Raw genomic sequence first — 16293 nt, forward strand, 5'->3', positions numbered from 1 at the left:
CCATCCTCCGAAGGATTCCCGCACGTGCGCTATATCTACGCCGCCATCACTCTTCTACTCGGTCTTCTCCTGCTGGGACTGGGCATCGGCCAGCTCAGCGCCGAGAGCGAGGAGACCCGTACTGTCCAGACTCAGGGAACTGAGGACGCCCCGTTCACCGTGGTCACCGACGACCTGGTCGACGCTGAAGAGGGTTTCGAGGAGTTCACCATCGAGGCCGAGGGCGAGTACAGCCTGGCTGTGGGACGGACCTTTGACGTGGAGGCATGGATCGGTGATGCCGCGCACAATCGGGTGACCGGCCTCACCGAGGCGGAGGGTGACGATGCCGGACACATTGATGCCGAGTACGTCGACGGCGAGACCCAGGCTCCCAACCCGAGCGGTTCGGATCTGTGGGCAGCCACCGAGACCGCCGAGGGCGACCTGCTCTACCGGTGGAGCACTCCGGATGATTCCGGTGACTGGTCACTGCTGATCTTCCGCGACGGAGAACAGCCGGCCCCGGCAGCGATCACCATCGAGCAGGTCCAGCCGCAGTCCCAGGCTGGTGGGATCGCTTTGGTGATCGGAGGATCTCTGGTGCTGCTGATATCCCTGGGCCTGTTCTACTGGGCGAGCACCTCACGCCGCAGGCCCCGCGACTCGGACGGGGACACGCCTGAGGATGACCAGCCGGGCGACGGGCAGGCGGCGCCGGCAGAAGCTGACGCGCCCGCATCGAAGGACGCCGACGCCGCTGACACCGAGCATTCCCAACGCAGCGACTTCACCAGAAGTGCTCGGTCACTGACCTCGGCGCTGACCAGCATCGCCTTGGCAGCCGGAGCTGCCCTCGGACTGGCCGGACCGGCCCACGCAGAGAACGAGCCGACGGATCAGCCGCAGGAGACGGGCCAGTCGGAGGAGACAGACCAGCCCGAAGAGACAGATCAGTCGGAAGAGACGGGCCTGTCAGAGGAGACGGGGCAGCCGTCAGAGCCGGCCGAGGAGCCCGACGCAGAGGATCTGGAGACCGAGACGGATGAAGACGTCGACGTCGACGAAGAGATGTCTGCGGAGGGTTACTCGATGCTGCTGAGCTCTCAGCTGGACCGCATCCTGACTGACATCTCTGACGTCGTCGAAGCCGCCGACGCTGAGCAGGACAGTGAGATGCTGGAGGAACGCGTGGCAGGCGCGGCTCTGACGGCCCGGCAGACGGCCTACCGCAACCAGGACGCGGCCCAGGACGATGCCCCAGCGCCGGTGGGCACCGAAGTGCTCTCCGCCGCAGTCTCCAGCAACCAGGAATTTCCGCGCCAGGCCATGGTGATCACTGAACACCCTGACACCGAGGTCCCGCAGGTTCTGGTTCTTCAGCAGCAGAGCGCCCGGGAGAACTATCAGCTGGTGCATACTGCGATGATGGCCCCGGGCACCGAGTTCCCCTCACTCTCCACCGAGCAGGGAGGCACCGAGATGGTGGATCCCCAGGCAGAGGTGGACGGGACCGCTCCGGTGGAAGCCCTCTCCGGCATGGCGGAGTACTTCACCGACGCCGATCACGACTTCGGCAGCAGGGTGGCTGAGAGCACATACATCGACAGCCTGCACCAGTACCACCAGGACCTTGCCGAAGCGGCCGACGACACAGAGCTCAACTTCCCGGACCCAGAGGGCCGGGAAGGCACCACAGCGCTGCAGCTGCCAGACGGCTCCACTGTGGTGGCCGGCTCCTTCGAGATGAGGATGCAGATGGCACCGTTGGAGGACGGCGACACCATCTTCTTGGAGGACGAGCTCATCGTCGACATGCTGGGCACCGACTGGACCACCTTCCCCACGGAAATCACCACACTGGAGTCGGTGGTGGTTCACCTGCCGGCCCCGGACTCAGAGGAGGACGCAGTGCTGCTCGGGGTGGATGACATCATTCTTGACGCAACGATCGAGACCCCGGAGTGGTTCGATGGGTACGATGATGAGTGATGACTGAACAGCCTTCTGACAACGCGCCATCCGTAAACAGCCGGGGAGCGGTCGACCTCTCCTCCCTGGCCGACCAGGGCGGAGCCCAGCAGAGCTCTCCCCAAGTCGGACAGCCAGCCGGTGGCCGCGACTCGTGGGTCGTGGCGATCCAGCCCCAACAGCTCCAACAGATCGTCCAGCTCTCCTCCCAGGCGCCCGCGCTGGTGCTCATGCACGGAGGCGACGAAACCTCCCAGCGGTTCAGGACCGTGCTCTCCGATGCCGTCGATGCTCAGGGCGGGCGGATTCTGCTGGCCACACTGGATGCCGCCAGTTCACCGGAGATCGCCGAACAGGCCGGCCAACTTCCCGTGGTCACCGCGTTCCTCTCCGGAAAGCCCATCGGTGAATTCGACTCCCAGGCGCCGGCCGAGCAGCTGCCGCAGCTGGTGACCCAGATCCTGCAGCTGGGAACCCAGCACGGGGTCACCGGCACGCTGCCTGCCCAGGGCACCAGGGAAGGGTCTGAGGAAGAGCAGGAGGAAGAGCTCCCGCCGCTGCACCAGAAAGCTCGGGACTGTTTGGAGGAGGGAGACTACGACGGCGCCGTCGTTGCCTACCAGGAGGCGCTGAAGGAGAATCCCGCAGACAGTGATGCCAAGCTGGGCCTCGCTCAGGTGCAGCTGATCCGGCGTACCCAGGATGCGGATGTCGCGGCCGTGCGCCAGCGTGCCGCAGACGCCCCCGACGACGTGGCAGCCCAGACTGCGGTGGCAGACGTCGACGTCTTCGGCGGCCATGTCGAGGACGCCTTCGCACGACTGGTCCGCTTCATCCAGAGCCACCCGGGAGACGATCGGGAGACGGCGCGCAAGCATCTGGTGGAGCTGTACAGCATCGTCGGGGACCATGACCCCCGTGTGGCGGCTTCGCGCCGCAAACTGGCCAACGCACTCTTCTGAGCCCACCGGCTCAGCTCTGATCCCAACCGCTCAGCCCTCGTCCGGCTGACCCGAGTCCAGCAGGTCGGTGCACTGACGGGTCTGCTCTATGCGGCTCACGGGCTCGGACAGTGCGAACTGCGCGTTCATGGTGGTGTCCTCAGAGAGCTGATCGCCGTCCAGCAGCACCTCCACACTGGGCTCACGGCCGTAACTGATCAGCTGCACATGGTCCTGATGATCAATCCACACCCAATCCACGCCGGCCGGTGCCACACAGGGGTGCTCAGTGGGCCCGATGGGCTCCACCCCGCAGCGCAGCACCACAGCAGAAGGGTCCCCCCACACGGAGGTGGCCTGCGAGGTGGTCGGACGCTGCGAATAGTCGCCGATCTCCTCCGGAAGCGTGAGCATCACGTCCGCACAGGCTGGATCCTGGGCCTGGGGCCCCGGCTCCACACTGGCGACAGGGGCGCAGGCGGTCAGCGCCAGCAGCGCACCGGCACCACTGAGTGCGCCGAGTCTCTGGCGGGCGGACCGGGTGCGGAAAGCGGAATCAGTCACGTGACATATTGTGGAGTAAACTTCTTCTGCGCGCCATCAGCGTCGCGTGCAGGCTACTGAGGAGCTGACCGATGACCGCAGGCGACCCCTCCCACCAGGGTGCGTCCCTTCACTCTGTCTACGACCCGGAGGATCAGGACCGCCGCACCCGTAAGCGCCGCGGACGCTGGGTGCTCGGCGGCACAGCAGTTGTGGTGCTGATTGCCCTGATCCTCGCTGGCGCCTATCTTCTGGTGCTGCAGCGCTCCTACAGCTCCAACGTCACACATTTTCCCCAAGCAGACTCGGATGGTTCCGGAGAGGACCCGACGAACCCGCTGGGCGAGGACCGCCCCGAGGCGACCGACGCGACGAATATTCTGCTGCTGGGCTCTGACTCCAACGGCGGATCCGGAGCGGACGAGGACCTGCCGCGGGTACCCGGCGGGGGGCGAAGCGACACGATGATGTTCATTCACATTCCCGCCGGCCAGGACTCGGTGCAGGTGGTCTCGATCCCGCGGGATCTCTGGGTGGAGATCCCCGGCGGCTATGGGTGGCACAAGGTCAACGCCGGCCTGAGCCTGGGCGGGGACCAAGGGCCCTGGCTGACGCGGGCGACTGTCGAGCAGCTGTTCGATGTGCGGATCGATCACATCACGGCAGTGGACCTGCTGGGCTTCGTCGGGCTGGTGGAAGCTCTGGGAGGAGTCACCGTAGAATCCAGCTACCCCGAATCCTTCACCACCAACGACGGGTACACGTTCAACCCCGGCTCCCAAGAGATGAATGCCGATGAGGCACTGAGCTTCGTGCGCCACCGCAGCAGCTTCCCCGACGGCGACCTGCAGCGCATCCGCAACCAGCAGGCCCTCATCCGGGCCGTCGTTGACGAGGCCGCCTCGCCGGCCACCCTGGCGAACCCGCTGCGCGTCAACGACATGGTCTCCACCTTCTCCGATCACCTGATCACCGACGAGGATCTGAGCGCCTCAAGGGCCGCATCCCTGGCGTGGGACGCTCGTGGGGCCGCGGACAATATGCAGTTCTCCACTCTTCCCACCGGCGGAAACGGCTACAGTGACGATGGTCAGTGGATCTTCTACCAGGACGAACAGGCAATGGAGGAGATCTCCCAGGCGCTGGATGAGGATAGGTTGGACGAGTACCTCAGCGACTGAGCGGCCCTCGTGGGCGAGAATAAGAGCACCAGCAGACATGGCAAGAGCAAGGACGTGAGGGGTTGACGTCTGTGAAGGGCAAGGTGAAGGGCACCGCCGCTGTCCGCCGGTGGTTCGCCCTGGCGGAGGAAGCGCTGCAGACCCACTCTGGGCGCCTCAACCGGCTCAATGTGTTTCCGGTGGCCGACTCCGACACCGGGGCGAACATGCTGACCACTGTGCGAGCCTGCCGCCGCGCCGCCGATGAGGCCACCAGTGAGGACCTCGGGGAGCTGCTCTCCGTCGCCGGGGCGGAGGCCATGGGTCAGGCCTGCGGCAACTCGGGCACCCTGTTGGCTGTGCTCATCTCCGGCTTCGCAGAGCCCCTGCACGGTCGCCAGCGTCTCACCGTAGACGGCCTGAGCCAAGGGCTGCAGCGGGCCAGCCTGCGTGCCTGGTCGGCCCTGTCCCAACCGGTGGAGGGCACAATGCTGTCTGTGCTGGACGCCATCCGGGATCAGGCCAGACACGGTGCCGCCCAAGCCGGCGAACCGAACTCGCGCGCGGCGCTGGAGGATGCGATGGGACCCCTTCTGGCCACTGCCCGGGACGCCCTGGAGCAGACGGAGAAGCAGCTGGCACCGCTGACCGAGGCCAAAGTCGTCGACGCCGGAGGGCTCGGGCTGCTGCTGATCTTCGACGCCCTGCGCGCCACGGTCAGCGGCTCACAGCTGGACCTCAGCCTCCCCGACGGGCTCTCCGGCTGGGACCCCGCCCCCGAGGGGGCCGGCACCAGCGCACCGGCGGCGGATCCGGAGGCGATGGAACTGATGTGCACCGTGCGTCTGGACCCGCTCGGCGCCGCCTCGCTGCGGCATCAGCTCGACGAGCTGGGCGAATCGGTCATCATCACGCCCATCGGACCGGCCGCCGAAGCAGCGGCGGACGGCACCTACCGGTGGCGAATCCACGTGCACACCACGGAGTCGGAGGCCACGCTGAGCGCAGTGCGCGATGCTGGTCCGCTGGAGTCCAGCACGCTGACACCGCTCGGCGGCACCAGGGAAGTCAGCTGAGAGGTCCCGTCAATGAGTGAGCCGGTGCGTGCGGCGAGTCCCCTGAGTCGGCTGCTGGAGCCGAAGACCGCGCAGAAGCTGCAGAAGGGCTTCGGGTACACCACAGTCGCTGACCTGCTGGACCACTTCCCCCGGCAGTACATGCCGCACAACGAACTCTCGAAGTTCTCCCAGCTGCGAGAGGGGGACTACGCCACGTTCGTTGCCCGGGTGGTCAGCCTGAGCGAGCGCAAGCTGCACTCCGATCCCCGCAGGCCCAACCCCCGCAGGTCCAACCCCCGCAGGGTCGTCGACGTCGTCGTGCAGGGGGATGAGGACGAGACGCTGACGCTGGGGTTCTTCGGCGGCGCTGAGGCCATGCGCAGGCTCAAGGTCGCAACTGTGGCGATGTTTCAGGGAAAGGTCCGCATCTTCCGCAGCCGGCCGACCCTGACCAACCCCAGCTTCGACGTGCTGGCCGGACCGCAGGCACAGCCGGGGCATGCCGGTCAGAGCTTTCACACCGACATCGGCGAGGTGCTGCCGATCTACCCGGCCACCTCCGGGATCTCCAGCCTGGCAATTATGCGCGCAGTGCACGTCGTGCTGGATCAGACCGACTTCTCGACGTGGCTGGACCCGATCCCGGAGCACATCGTCGAGGCCGAGCGGCTGCCGGATCTGCGCGGAGCCTATGAGATGGTCCATCGGCCCAGCGGTCCCGGGGCCCCCACGCAGGGATGGCACCGGTTCCGGTTCACCGAGGCGCTGCTGCTTCAGGGGCTGATGGATCGCCGCCGTCGGCTCGCCGGTCAGCAGCAGGCCGTACCCGCCCCCGGCACAGCCGGAGCACGGCTGACCGCGTTCGACGCGCAGCTTCCGTTTGAGCTGACCGAAGGCCAGCGCGAATGCGGAGAGCTGATCAGCAGCGACCTCACCCGCGCCAGCCCGATGAACCGGCTGCTGCAGGGCGAGGTCGGCTCCGGCAAGACGCTGGTGGCGCTGCGCGCCATGCTGCAGGTCGTCGACAGCCGAGCACAGGCGGCACTGGTCGCCCCCACGGAGGTGCTCGCCCGCCAGCACCTGCGATCACTGCGCCGCATGCTCGGCGGACTGGCCGATGAGACCCGCACCGGGCTGCTGGCCGATGATCAGGCGCCGCCGCTGAAGATCGTGATGCTCACCGGGTCACAGGCCGCCGCAGAGCGCAGAGAAGCTCTGCTGGACATCGCATCCGGGGCAGCAGACATTGTCATCGGAACCCATTCGGTGCTGGGGGAGACGGTGCAGTTCGCCCAGTTGGGCCTGGCGGTGGTCGACGAGCAGCACCGCTTCGGCGTCGCCCAGCGCAATGCGCTGCGTGAACGCTACAGCCCCACCCCCCACATGCTGGTGATGTCAGCGACCCCGATCCCACGCTCAGTAGCCATGACCGCCTTCGGGGACCTGGAGCTGACCGTGCTGACCGGAATGCCCTCCGGGCGCAGCCCCATCGACACCCATGTGGTGCCCACTATGCTGGGCCCACGCTGGGATGAGCGCGTGTGGGAACGCATCGGCGAGGAGGCCCAAGCCGGCCACCAGGTGTATGTGGTCTGCCCCAAGATCAGCGCCCGTCAGCGCACCCAGGAGCAGCTCGACCGTCAGCTGCTGCACCGGTTCGGCATGGAGAAGGACGACGAGCACGTCAGCTTCCCCACTGCACGGCCCGACGGCACCGTGATCCACATCGACTTCTCCCGCAGTCAGGCCCTCGAACACATCAGCAAGGACGCCTCGGTCGACGTCGTCGAGCAGCGGTTCGCCGCACACCCGAACCTGCGAGGCCTGCGCAGCGGCACGCTGCACGGCCAGCTGCCCGCTGCCGAGTCTGCTGAGGTGATGGGCCAGTTCGAATCAGGTCGGCTGCAGGTGCTCATCGCCACCACAGTCATCGAAGTCGGCGTGGACGTTCCCGAGGCCACCCTGATGGTCATCCTCGACGCCGATGCTTTCGGCGTCTCCACCCTGCACCAGCTGCGCGGGCGGATCGGCCGCGGGCAGACGCAGAACAATCAGTGCCTGCTGGTGACGCGGATGCCCACCGAACACCCCTCCGTTCAGCGCCTGCAGGAGGTGGCCGAACACACCGACGGCATGGCGCTGGCGATGCTGGACCTGCAGCGCCGTCGGGAAGGCGATGTGCTCGGCGTCTCCCAGTCCGGCGGCGTCTCCACGCTCAAACGGCTGCGCATCGTCACCGACGCCGAACTGATCGACGCGGCCGCGACGCACATTCGCCAGCTCAGCGTCGAAGACCCTGAATGGCGGTCCTCGCCGTCGCTGTGGCGAGCGGTGGAAGACTGGCGGCTGCAGCACGAGCGCGCAGAGGACTACGTGCACCAGAGTTAGCCTGACCTCAGCGTCAGCCGCAACCCGAGGAAGGGAGATCACGATGGCACGCATCATCGCCGGTGAGCACAAGGGCCGCCGGCTTGCGCCGGTGCCCTCCAACGGCACCCGGCCCACCAGCGACCGGGTGAAGGAGTCGCTGTTCTCCCGGCTGGAGGGATATGACGCGATCCAGGACGCCGTCGTCGTCGACCTGTTCGCCGGATCCGGGGCGCTGGGGCTGGAGGCGCTCAGCCGTGGGGCGCGCACCCTGGAGGCGGTGGACCGCGCCGAGGCCGCCTTCAAAACTCTGACGAAGAACGCCGCCGCCTTCGGCCCGGCGGTGCGGGTGAGCAAGAATACGGCCCTGAAGCATCTGAATGCGCGGCAGGGCGAGCCGATCGAACTGCTGTTCCTCGACCCGCCCTACCAGTTCTCCGAGGCGGAGCTGGCCACGCTGCTGGCTGCCGCCGGTGAGCAGCTGCACGAAGCCGCCACCGTGGTGGTCGAACGCGACGCGCGGGCGACCGAGCCGGCGTGGCCGCCGACTCTGCGGTGCTTCCACCAGAAGACCTACGGTTCCACGCAGATCTGGTTGGCCGAGCCGGCGAGGCAGGAGTACGGCTGAGGGGCCGGGTCATCGTAGACTGGGCGGGTGCGTATCGTCTACATCCACCAGCACTTCAACTTCCCCTGGGAGTCCGGCTGGCAGCGGCCCTGGCAGTTCGCGCGCCGGCTGGCGCGCGCCGGCCACGAGGTGACCGTGATCTGTGGTGGCCGCGAGAAGATGCATCAGGAGCTGGAAGGCGTGACGATTCGCCGGCTCGCCGCACCGTACGAGAATTCGATGATCTTCCAGCAGCGAGTGCGGTCCTTCATCTCCTTCATGACCCAGGCCTGCTATCACGCCGCCCGGGTGCGGGCCGACGTCGTCTTCGCCTCCTCGACTCCGCTGACCACTGCGGTGCCGGGCATGATCGCCTCCAGGCTTCGTCGGGTCCCCTTCGTCTTCGAAGTCCGGGACCTGTGGCCTGAGGCGCCGGTGGCGCTGGGCTTTTTGAAGAACCCGCTGACGATCCGCGTCGCCGAGCAGCTGGAGAAGCTTGCCTACCGCTCAGCAGACCACATCATTGCGCTCTCTCCGGGGATGGAGGCCGGGATCCGGCGGGTGCGGCCGCAGGCGCGGACCACCGTGGTCCCCAACGCCTCCGATGTGGAGAACTTCGCCGCCGGCCGGCGCCAGCGCAGTGAGATCCGTGCGGAGCTGGGCTGGGCCCCCGAGGAGACGGTGCTCTTCTACGCCGGAAGCTTCGGAGTGACCTACGACCTCCCGTGGCTCATCCACCTGGCCGGTCAGCTGAAGAACCGCGGCCAGAAGGTCCGCGTCGTCGCCTTCGGCGAGGGCTCCGACTCGCAGAAGTGCCGCCGCATCGCCGTCCGGTATGGGCTCGCCCCCCAGCAGGTGCTGCCCGGCAAGATCCCGCGCACCCAGATCGAACGCATGCTTCCGGCCGCGGACTTCGCGGTGTCGACCCTGGTGGACAGCCCGGCCCTGGAGATCAACTCCCTCAACAAAGTCTTCGACGCGCTGGCGGCCGCGCGCCCGGTGCTCTTCAATCACGCAGGCTGGCTTCCCGAGATGCTCGCCGAGCACGGGGCCGGCTGGCAGCTCTCCCGCAGCCCGGAGGAGGCCGCCGGCCAGCTGATCTCCAAGATCGACTCCGGAGAGATCGACTGGCACAAGGCCTCGGCTGCCGCGCTGGACCTCGCCGAGACGGCCTTCGACCGGGACCTGCTCTTTCGGCGCCTTCTGAGGGTGCTGGAGTCGGTGGTGCCCGCCTCGGCAGCTTCGCCGTCGGCGCGCTCTGAGCCTGTAGGCTGAACCTATGCAGCTTGCAGTGTGCCCTGGATCCTATGACCCTCTGCACAATGGCCACGTGGAGGTCATTGCGCGAGCGGCCAACCTCTTCGACGAGGTCGTCGTCGCCGTCTCCGCCAACATGCATAAGACTCCGCTGTTCCCGCTGGAGGAGCGCATGGCCATGGCGCGGGAGACCTTCTCCTACCTGCGCGGGGTGAGTGTCAAGCCGCTGGACACCGGCCGGCTGCTGACCGACTTCTGCAAGGAGGTCGGCGCCTCAGCGGTGCTGAAGGGGCTGCGCGGTGCCCATGACGTGCCCTACGAGGTCTCGATGTCCACCATGAACCGACACCTTGCAGGTGTGGAGACCGTCTTCCTCACCGCCGACGGCCGCCACTCCCACCTCTCATCGACACTGGTCAAAGAGGTTCATTCGCTGGGCGGAGACGTCAGCGAATTCGTGCCGCACTCGGTGCACCGGCGCCTGACCGAACACAGACACTCGCAGTAACTACTATGAAGGGGAGCCTATGAGCCAAGGGACGCCGATCCGCAAAGCAGTGATTCCTGCCGCTGGGCTGGGAACCCGCTTCCTGCCGGCGACCAAAGCCATGCCCAAGGAGATGCTTCCGGTGGTGGACGAGCCGGCCATCCAGTACGTCGTCTCCGAGGCGACGAAGGCCGGGCTGGAGGACATCCTCATGGTCACCGGCAAGAACAAGCGGTCCATGGAGGACCACTTCGACCGGGCCCCCTACCTCGAGGCCACCCTGGAGGCCAAGGGTGACACCGAGAAGCTCGACAAAGTTCGAGGGGCCACCCGGGTGGAGGGGACCCACTACGTGCGCCAGGGCGAGGCCAAGGGCCTGGGCCATGCCGTGCTCTGCGGCAAGTACCACGTCGGCCATGAGCCCTTCGCCGTGCTGCTCGGCGATGACCTGATCGACCCCCGCGACGAGCTGCTGACCCTGATGATGGAGACCCAGCAGGAGCTGGGCGGCTCAGTCATCGCCGTCATGGAGGTCCCCCAGGACGAAGTCTCCGCCTACGGCGTCGTCGACGCTGCGGGCACACACCTGCAGACCGATGGAAACGGTGAGCCGGTCAGCGTGGTTCCGGTCTCCCGGCTGGTGGAGAAGCCACCGGTGGAGGAGGCGCCCAGCAACTTAGCGATCATCGGCCGCTATATCCTGCATCCGGCCATCTTCGCCCAGCTGGAGCAGACCCCTCCGGGCCGCGGTGGCGAGATCCAGCTGACTGATGCGCTGCAGGCCATGGCGGCAAAGCCCGCCCAGGAGGGCGGGGGAGTGCACGCGGTGATCTTCCGCGGTCGCCGCTACGACACCGGGGACAAACTCAGCTACATCAAGGCTGTGGTGACTCTTGCGGTGGACCGTGAGGATCTCGGCCCCGGCCTGCGCAGCTGGCTGAAGGAATTCTCCGCCGGTCTCTGAGCGTCTGCAGCGCAGACAGTTAGGCCATTGGCGTGATGGTCTGTAGACTGTTGCGCTGTGATACATCCACAGCAGAAGACTCTGCTGCAGGTGGACGTCAAGGAGCTTAAGGGCAAACCCGGAGCTCAGGACACACTCTCGCGCACGGTCCCGGCCCCGGCGGACTTCGCCACTGTGCTGGTCGGCGTTCCAGAAGCCAGCGACCTGGATCTGGATCTGCGCCTGGAATCCGTGCATGAGGGTGTGCTGCTTTCCGGGACCGCCTCTGCGGAGGTCGTCGGAGAGTGTGGACGCTGCCTCGATCCGCTCAGCTACCCGCTGACAGTGGACGTGATGCAGCTGTTCACCTGGGACGCGAATCCCGGTGAGGACGAGGGCGATGACACCAGTGTCGTCTCCGATGACCTCACTGTGGATGTCGAACCGGTGCTTCGGGACCTGATGGTATCGGCGCTGCCGTTCCAGCCGGTCTGCCGCGAGAACTGCCCCGGGCTGTGCTCCCAGTGCGGATTCCGCATGGAGGACGACCCGGAGCATGCTCACGAGCAGCTTGACCCCCGATGGGCGGCACTGTCCGGCCTGGCAGCAGAGCTGAACAACGCCCAAGACGACGGCGACCTGCCCGAAGAGGGCAGAAAATCGCCGTCCCCGTGAGAGACTAGACCCCAGACACTGACCGTCAACGAGAGAGAAGAGAGACACCGTGGCTGTTCCAAAGCGGAAAAAGTCCCGTGCAAACACCCGTCACCGGCGCTCCCAGTGGAAGGCCGAGGCGCCCACGCTGGTCAAGAGCGTGGAGAACGGCCGTGTCGTCTACAGTCGTCCGCACCAGGCAAAGCTGGTCACTGACTCTGCCGACACGCCGCTGTTCTACGAGTACAAGGGCCGCAAAGTCGCAGACGCCTGAGCCGTCACGTCCCGCAGGATAAGGGATTGGCAGACTCAGACGAGCTACTGAAGAGTCTCGGGGTGCATATCGCCCCCGAGACTCTTCGTCTTGCCCTGACGCACCGCTCCTACGCCTACGAGAATCACGGGATCCCCACCAACGAGCGACTTGAGTTCCTCGGCGATTCAGTGCTCGGCTTCGCGGTCACCGACTACCTCTACCGCACCTTCGCCGAGTTGCCCGAGGGCGACCTCGCCAAGCTGCGCGCCGCGTTGGTCTCCACCCGAGCACTGGCCCGCATCGCCCGCGGCCTAGGGGTGGGCCCCCATATCCGTCTCGGTGAGGGGGAGCTGCGCACCCAGGGCGCCGATAAGGACTCCATCCTCGCCGACACGATGGAGGCCCTCATCGGTGCCGCCTATCTGAGCACGAGCATCGAAGCCGGACGCCAGCTGGTGCTTCGGCTGGTGATCCCGCTGCTCAGCGACAAGGAAGCGATGACGGTCGGCAAGGACTGGAAGACCACCGTCCAGGAGATCGCCGCGGCGCGAGCCCTGGGTGAGATCAGCTATGCCATCACCGAATCGGGCCCCGATCACAGCAAGACGTTCTCCGCGGTGCTCACCATCGCTGAGACCCCTTACGGCTCCGGAACCGGCTCATCAAAGAAGGACGCCGAACGGGAGGCGGCCCGAGTCACAGTGGAGGAGCTCACAGCCGGGGAAGGTCAGTCGGATATCCTGACTCTCGTGCTGGATCACTACACCCTCGGGCCCAGCTGAGAGGAGGACAGTGCACCCCCCTGATTCGCACCGTCCTCGCCGGGCCAAAGGCGGCGTCGCAAGCGCTGAACCGGATCCTGAGACCACAAAGAAGCCGAAGAGCCGCCGGAGGCGCGTCACAGCGATCGTCCTCTCCGTCCTCGCCCTTCTGCTGATCGCCGCGGTCGTCGTCGCCCTCCTCTATGCCGGCCGGCTGCAGAGCGCCTTCGAAGACAACCGCAACGTGATCGAGGATCTTGATGACCTCGACGACGAGAGCTCCTACCGCACGTCGGAGGGCACCCTCAACATTCTGCTGATGGGCTCGGACAGCCGCGGTGAGTCTGAGGAGGAGTACCGCAGCCGCACCGGTGAGGGCGGAGAGCGCTCGGATGTGCTGATGCTGCTCCACATCCCGGAGGACCGCTCCGGTGCCTATGTCATGTCGATCATGCGTGACCTCTGGGTCGAGGTGCCCGGACAGGGAATGGGCCGGGTCAATTCCGCACTTGCCGCGGGAGGACGTTCGCTGGTGGTCGACACTGTCGAAGAGATGCTCTACACCCATATTGACCATGTGGTCAGCATCGATTTCGAAGGGTTCTCCGATCTGACCACAGCACTGAGCGGCGTGTATGTGGACAACCCGCGCGCCTTCTCTGCCGGCCAGCGCAACCCGGCGTTCTACCCGCAGGGCAATATCAGGCTCGACGGCTCCGATGCGCTGCGGTTCGTGCGCGAACGCAAATCCTTCCCCCAGGGCGACCATGTGCGAGTCCAGAACCAGCAGCTGATGCTGCGCAGCATTGTTGAGCGCTTCCTCTCCGGGGACACGCTGGGCAACCCCGAACGGATCATCGATGTGCTGGAAGCGATCCTGCCCCACATGGAGATGGACTCCGGGGTGGATTCGGACACGTTGGTGGGCTACGCCATGGATATGCGCAACCTGCGCGCCGACGATATCCACATGTTCACCATGCCCACCGGCGAGAACACCGTCACCACCGGCGGGGCGCAGGTGATTATGCCCGACGACGACCTGATGCAGGTGCTGCAGCTTTCCCTGCAGAACGAGAACATGGACGGCTTCGTCGACTACCTGGAGAAGACCGAGGAGGTCGACGAGGACGCCGGCGTCACCGAAGAAGTCCCCGGCGATGCGGCCGAGGAAGCCACTGATGAGCCCTGAGCAGCCGGACCTGAGCCTGCAGAACCTGAACCCACAGAACACCTGGGTGCTGATCTGCACCTATGATCGCAATGACCTGCTGGCTGATCTGCTGACCTCCCTGCGGGCGGTGCAGATGCCCGTCGGCTCCACGCTTGTCCACCCCCACGTGATCGTGGTCGACAACTCCGAAGAGGCCCGCGCGCAGACGCTGGTCCAGCAGCAGTACCCCGACGCCGTCTACCTCCACGAACCGACCCCGGGGATCGCCACAGCACGCAACGCCTCGGTGCGCGCAGCGCCGGCGGATGCGGCCGCAGTGATATTCATCGACGACGACGAACGAGTGGACCCGCACTGGTTCACTGCCCTGCTGGACTGCGCCAACTCTTCGGGAGCAGACGCGGTAGCCGGACCGGTGCTGCCGGTCTTCGCCGCCGGTGAGCCCGAGTGGCTGGCCGCCTACGGGTTCGTGAGGCGCACAGACTTCTCCACCGGACCGCACCCGCGCAGGCTGGCCACCAACAACACGCTGGTGCGGGCCCACTGGTTCACCGCTGCCGACTTCCGCTTCGATGAGGGGTTCAACTTCACCGGCGGATCAGACTCCGACCTCTTCGAGCGGATGATGATGGCCGGGGCGCAGTACTGGTGGTGCGCGGAGGCAGTGGTCACCGAAGATGTGCCGGCAGCCCGCGCCAGCCGCGAATGGCTGCGTCGTCGGGCGGTGCGCGGGGGGCAGGTGCGCGCGATGAAACGTCGTCGTCGGGCTCATGCGGGTCCAGCGGCCGTGACCGTTCAGATTGTCGCCGAGGGCCTGGCGCGCGCCGGGTATGGGTCTCTGCGGCGAGCCGGAAAGCGGCTGCGCAGGCTGCCGGTGACATACACCGATGACTACTACCTGTGTGAGGGAGCAGGCATGCTGCTCAGTCTGACGGGTCGCTCCCGCCACGAGTACGCGCGTTCTGCCTGATCCGGTGCGCTGCCCGCGACGCCCGGTCGGCAGCACCGGCGCGGGTCTTCTGCGCTGCGCGCTTCAGGCTCCCCGCCCAGGGGCGCAGCCCCTGCACCGAGGGGAGGGACCACCTGCCGAAGAACTGCATGGTCTGCGGGAACCGCCACCGATGGGTCGAGGGGTCGCCGACGTACAGGGCCGCGATCTCGGTCAGCAGCGCCACCGACTCCTCGCGCTGCGGCCACGGCACCGCCTGAAACTTCGCCAAGTACCAGGTGACGAAGAAGGGCTCAAAGCGGTGCTGACGGAACACCTCCAACAGCCCCACCTCCTCCAGCCAGTCCCGCTGGGCACGCTCGCGCAGCAGCGCCTTGCGGAAATAGCCGGTGGTGATGGTGTTGACCATCGAGCCGGAGACCTGCATGTGATACCGGTAGGTCGGCTGCTGCACAGCGGCGAAGCGTGAGGCGGCGGCGAAGACCTGCATGAAGAACAGCGAATCCTGCCCAGCCGCACCGGCAACCTGTTCCAGCCCGGTGGACTTCAGCCACTGGGTGCGGGCCACCCACGAGCTCAGATTGGTGGTGCGGAACTCCGCCTCCGCCAGCACCTCCGGACCGGCGGCGGCGACCCCCGGGCGCACCTGACGGTGCAGGTAGTGGCGAAGGTTGTTCACCGGCTGGGCCTCCTCGTTGAAGACCCGGACCTGATTGCCGATCGCAAGTTCGGCGTCCTGATGCTCCTCCAGGGCCTCCACCAGCGCCCAGTGCCCCTCCAGCAGCTCGTCGTCGGGGTCTAGATAGCCCACATAGTCGGTGAACGCCAGGGCGAGGCCGGCGTTGCGCGCCAGTGAGGCTGAGCCGGAGCCGCCGGTGGGGCGGTAGAACGCGGTGACGTTGGGGTGGCCGGCGGCCAGTTCAGCCACGGCGTCGAGAGTGTGCTGGTAGGTAGAGCCGTCGTCGATCAGCAGCACGTGCATCCTGTGGAAGTGTGCCGAGGCCACCAGGGAGGGGAAGGCGGTGGTGCGCAGGTGCTCACCGTTGTTGAAGACCGCAACGATGACCGCCAGCTGCAGATTCTGCTCGGAAGCGGTCCGGCGCGCCTGAGCCTGAACGGTGGCCAGGTGATTGTTGAGGTCGGCAGAAGTTCCCACGCCTCGACTCTACCGGTGTGCGGTCATCCC

General features: G+C 66.6%; 16 protein-coding genes. 14 read left to right on the top strand and 2 right to left on the bottom strand.

Translation table 11 applies throughout. The features are described 5' to 3' along the window. The first annotated feature begins 24 nt into the window (after positions 1-24). Positions 25-1971, top strand: a complete 1947-nt coding sequence (locus tag FHX47_RS01970) for a hypothetical protein (RefSeq protein WP_183357201.1) — start codon at positions 25-27, stop codon at positions 1969-1971. Next, complete coding sequence (locus FHX47_RS01975) at positions 1971-2912, top strand: tetratricopeptide repeat protein (protein ID WP_183357202.1); 942 nt, start codon at positions 1971-1973, stop codon at positions 2910-2912. The genes FHX47_RS01970 and FHX47_RS01975 overlap by 1 nt, the downstream gene beginning before the upstream one ends. Positions 2913-2942: 30 nt before the next feature. On the opposite strand, the gene FHX47_RS01980 is transcribed toward FHX47_RS01975, so the two are convergent. Continuing rightward, the gene (locus FHX47_RS01980) at positions 2943-3455 is read right to left on the bottom strand and encodes a DUF3515 family protein (protein WP_343064266.1); all 513 of its coding nucleotides are present in this window, start codon (positions 3453-3455) and stop codon (positions 2943-2945) included. 71 nt (positions 3456-3526) lie between these two features. Here FHX47_RS01980 and FHX47_RS01985 point away from each other — a divergent pair, with 71 nt between their 5' ends. From FHX47_RS01985 to FHX47_RS02040, 12 genes are all read left to right on the top strand, one after another. Beyond that, the gene (locus FHX47_RS01985; RefSeq protein WP_183357203.1) at positions 3527-4615 is read left to right on the top strand and encodes an LCP family protein; all 1089 of its coding nucleotides are present in this window, start codon (positions 3527-3529) and stop codon (positions 4613-4615) included. A 71-nt stretch (positions 4616-4686) separates the two neighbouring features. Beyond that, complete coding sequence (locus tag FHX47_RS01990; protein WP_343064310.1) at positions 4687-5670, top strand: DAK2 domain-containing protein; 984 nt, start codon at positions 4687-4689, stop codon at positions 5668-5670. 12 nt (positions 5671-5682) lie between these two features. Further along, complete coding sequence (locus FHX47_RS01995) at positions 5683-8040, top strand: ATP-dependent DNA helicase RecG (protein ID WP_183357205.1); 2358 nt, start codon at positions 5683-5685, stop codon at positions 8038-8040. Positions 8041-8083: 43 nt separating this feature from the next. After that, positions 8084-8647, top strand: coding sequence for a 16S rRNA (guanine(966)-N(2))-methyltransferase RsmD (rsmD, locus tag FHX47_RS02000; protein WP_183357206.1), 564 nt, complete (start codon positions 8084-8086; stop codon positions 8645-8647). A 27-nt stretch (positions 8648-8674) separates the two neighbouring features. Beyond that, the gene (locus FHX47_RS02005) at positions 8675-9901 is read left to right on the top strand and encodes a glycosyltransferase (RefSeq protein ID WP_183357207.1); all 1227 of its coding nucleotides are present in this window, start codon (positions 8675-8677) and stop codon (positions 9899-9901) included. Between the two features lie 4 nt (positions 9902-9905). Beyond that, positions 9906-10391 (top strand): pantetheine-phosphate adenylyltransferase, encoded by a 486-nt coding sequence (gene coaD / locus FHX47_RS02010; RefSeq protein WP_183357208.1) that lies wholly within the window; start codon positions 9906-9908, stop codon positions 10389-10391. A gap of 19 nt (positions 10392-10410) precedes the next feature. After that, positions 10411-11334 (top strand): UTP--glucose-1-phosphate uridylyltransferase GalU, encoded by a 924-nt coding sequence (galU, locus tag FHX47_RS02015; protein WP_183357209.1) that lies wholly within the window; start codon positions 10411-10413, stop codon positions 11332-11334. Positions 11335-11394: 60 nt separating this feature from the next. Further along, positions 11395-11988, top strand: coding sequence for a YceD family protein (locus FHX47_RS02020; RefSeq protein WP_343064311.1), 594 nt, complete (start codon positions 11395-11397; stop codon positions 11986-11988). 49 nt (positions 11989-12037) lie between these two features. Then, the gene (gene rpmF, locus FHX47_RS02025; RefSeq protein WP_183357210.1) at positions 12038-12241 is read left to right on the top strand and encodes a 50S ribosomal protein L32; all 204 of its coding nucleotides are present in this window, start codon (positions 12038-12040) and stop codon (positions 12239-12241) included. A 26-nt stretch (positions 12242-12267) separates the two neighbouring features. After that, positions 12268-13005 (top strand): ribonuclease III, encoded by a 738-nt coding sequence (gene rnc / locus FHX47_RS02030; RefSeq protein WP_183357211.1) that lies wholly within the window; start codon positions 12268-12270, stop codon positions 13003-13005. Positions 13006-13015: 10 nt separating this feature from the next. Then, positions 13016-14176 (top strand): LCP family glycopolymer transferase, encoded by a 1161-nt coding sequence (locus FHX47_RS10775; RefSeq protein WP_183357212.1) that lies wholly within the window; start codon positions 13016-13018, stop codon positions 14174-14176. Next, positions 14166-15128 (top strand): glycosyltransferase family 2 protein, encoded by a 963-nt coding sequence (locus tag FHX47_RS02040; protein WP_183357213.1) that lies wholly within the window; start codon positions 14166-14168, stop codon positions 15126-15128. Before FHX47_RS10775 ends, FHX47_RS02040 begins: the two co-directional genes overlap by 11 nt. On the opposite strand, the gene FHX47_RS02045 is transcribed toward FHX47_RS02040, so the two are convergent. Continuing rightward, positions 15082-16263, bottom strand: a complete 1182-nt coding sequence (locus FHX47_RS02045; RefSeq protein WP_183357214.1) for a glycosyltransferase — start codon at positions 16261-16263, stop codon at positions 15082-15084. The two genes, FHX47_RS02040 and FHX47_RS02045, sit on opposite strands and share 47 nt — an antisense overlap. Between the last annotated feature and the right edge of the window lie 30 nt (positions 16264-16293).

It is taken from the genome of Garicola koreensis (assembly GCF_014195445.1).
In the GTDB taxonomy this organism is placed as follows: domain Bacteria; phylum Actinomycetota; class Actinomycetes; order Actinomycetales; family Micrococcaceae; genus Nesterenkonia; species Nesterenkonia koreensis.